This is a genomic window from Acinetobacter sp. YH12239 (assembly GCF_013417635.1).
In the GTDB taxonomy this organism is placed as follows: Bacteria; Pseudomonadota; Gammaproteobacteria; order Pseudomonadales; family Moraxellaceae; genus Acinetobacter.
Genome location: NZ_VPDP01000046.1, coordinates 1 through 2,512, shown reverse-complemented (window position 1 = coordinate 2,512; position 2,512 = coordinate 1). Strand labels below are relative to the sequence as shown.

Genomic DNA, 2,512 nt, shown 5'->3' with positions numbered 1-2,512 from the left:
GTAAGCGTCCGCTGAACACACCTTATGAATTCATCCTATAAGCCTTAATTTAGTCCCCACTTAAAAACAAGTGGGGACTAAAATTTATGACTACAAATCACCAGACATCCATCGCATCTCTTGCGAAAAAACGAAGAACATACAGTGCTGAATTTAAACAGCAGATCGTTCAGGCTTGTAAAGCACCGGACGTTTCAATTGCTTCGGTCGCTTTGCAACATGGATTGAATACAAATCTTGTATCCAAATGGATTCGCTTAATTGATGGTAAGCCAGGGAATGATCGCTCACCACTACCGAATAAACCTGCATTTATTGCCTTATCTTGCTCTGCACCATTAGATCCTACTCCTACTGACATGTTAACGGTTCAAATTACTTTACCCCACTCAAAAGCAGAAATTGGCTTGAAATGGCAAGTATCAGAAATATCTGCTTTAGCAGAATTACTCAAGGCACTTGCAACATGATCCGCATTGATGAAATCTGGCTTTCTACCCAACCTCTGGATATGCGAGCAGGGATGGATACTATCATGGCTCAGGTGGTGAGAGCCTTTGGCTACATTAAACCGCATTGTGCTTACCTGTTCTGTAATAAACGTGGCCATCGCATGAAAGTGCTGGTACATGATGGACTGGGCATCTGGCTGTGTGCCCGGCGGCTGGAACAGGGAAAATTCCACTGGGCGCAGGTTCACCAGGGTGAAAGCATGGCGATCAGTCCGGAACAGTTACAGGCACTGATCCAGGGTTTACCTTGGCAGCGCATTGGACGACAGCAGGTGGTGACGATGCTCTAAACTAGGCTGTTCCATTCTGCTATTCTCCAAACGTTCTATTTCCTCTGCGTCATGACCTCAGGCATACTGCGGTCATGAATACGCTGCCAGACTTAAGCCAACTGACCCATGAACAACTGCTGGAATTTACCAGACAGTTGGCAATGCAGCATCAGTCTCTGGCACAATCAAATCAAGAATTAGAAAAATCAAACCAGCAATTGGATGCCAAAGTTCAACATCTTTCCATTCTCACGCAAAAATACGAGCATGAGCTCGCACTATTTAAACAGCACAAATTTGGCAGTAAAAACGAACATCTCACCACAAAACAAATCCACCTATGGGACGAAGCGGTCGAAGAAGATATCGCAGCAGTTGATTTGGAACTGGAGCGGCTGAATGCAGATAAAACCGATGCAGCGACAGAGAAAGCCACAGTCAACAAACCTAAACGTCGACTGCTGCCAGATCATCTACACACCATCCGTATTGAGCATGAACCTGCATCAACCCAATGCAGTTGTGGCTGCCAGTTACGTCGTATCGGCGAAGATATCAGTGAAAAACTGCATTTCAGACCAGCACAGTTCTACAAGGAACAGCATGTCCGTGGCAAATGGGTCTGTGATCAGTGCGACACTCTGACTCAGCAAGCGATGCCCGCCTATGTGATTGATAAAGGCATTGCTTCACCTGAACTGCTCAGCCATGTGCTGGTATCGAAGTATGCCGATCATTTGCCGCTGTACCGTCAGCGCCTGATCTATCAGCGGGCGGGCATTGATCTGTCCAGATCTACTTTATCTGACTGGATTGGTCGCTGCGGTGTGGAACTGGAACCTCTGGCCAATGCCTTAAAAGAGGTGGTGCTGCAACAGCAGGTGCTGCATGCAGATGAAACACCAGTCACCATTATGCGGATGGATGATGATGAGAAAAAACCGAAGAAAGGTTATGTCTGGGCCTATGCCACCACACAGTACAATCCAGTTCAAGCGGTGATCTATGACTTTCAGGATAGCCGTTCAGGCCAGCATGCTGCAGAGTTCTTGAAAGGCTGGCAGGGTTATCTAGTCTGTGATGATTACAGTGGTTATAAAGCACGCTTTAAATCAGGCCAGGTGATTGAGGTGGGCTGCATGGCCCATGCGCGTCGTAAATTCCATGAACTGCATGTGACCAAAAAAAGTCAGGTCGCTGAACAGGCATTAGTGCTGATTCAGAAACTGTATGCCATAGAAGCAGAACTCAGGAAAAAGACCGATAGTACAGCAGAACAGCGCCGCGAATACCGACAACAGCACAGCCAACCGGTGATGCAACAACTATATGAATGGCTCAACCAACATTATCTGACGGTACCATCGAGTTCTCCCACCGCCAAGGCCATCAATTACACGCTGAAGCGTTGGTCAGCTTTAAGCCGCTATCTGGATGATGGCAATCTACCCATTGACAATAACTGGGCAGAGAACTCAATGCGTCCCTGGGCATTGGGACGAAAGAACTGGCTATTTGCAGGTTCGCTGCGTAGTGGTCAACGAGCGGCCAATATCATGACTTTAATCCAGTCAGCAAAGCTGAATGGGCTGGATCCGTATGCCTATCTCAGTGATGTGCTGAAAAGGCTGCCGACACATAAAGCGACCCAAATAGAAGAATTACTGCCACATCGCTGGAAATCCAACTCAAATTAAAAAATAGGCATGGGGTTCAGCGGACGCTTAC

Annotated in this window: 3 protein-coding genes; all 3 read left to right on the top strand. The window is 47.1% G+C overall.

The genetic code is table 11. The features are described from left to right. Positions 1-86 precede the first annotated feature (86 nt). Positions 87-470, top strand: coding sequence for a transposase (locus tag FTV17_RS15355; protein ID WP_004762545.1), 384 nt, complete (start codon positions 87-89; stop codon positions 468-470). Continuing rightward, the gene (tnpB, locus tag FTV17_RS15350; protein ID WP_004691519.1) at positions 467-802 is read left to right on the top strand and encodes an IS66 family insertion sequence element accessory protein TnpB; all 336 of its coding nucleotides are present in this window, start codon (positions 467-469) and stop codon (positions 800-802) included. The genes FTV17_RS15355 and tnpB overlap by 4 nt, the downstream gene beginning before the upstream one ends. A gap of 74 nt (positions 803-876) precedes the next feature. Next, positions 877-2,481, top strand: coding sequence for an IS66 family transposase (locus FTV17_RS15345; protein ID WP_150378078.1), 1,605 nt, complete (start codon positions 877-879; stop codon positions 2,479-2,481). Positions 2,482-2,512 lie beyond the last annotated feature (31 nt).

Coding starts and splice junctions, on each gene's coding strand:
- FTV17_RS15355 (WP_004762545.1), top strand. CDS start 87: ATGACTACAAATCACCAGACATCCATCGCATCTCTTGCGAAAAAACGA.
- tnpB (WP_004691519.1), top strand. CDS start 467: ATGATCCGCATTGATGAAATCTGGCTTTCTACCCAACCTCTGGATATG.
- FTV17_RS15345 (WP_150378078.1), top strand. CDS start 877: ATGAATACGCTGCCAGACTTAAGCCAACTGACCCATGAACAACTGCTG.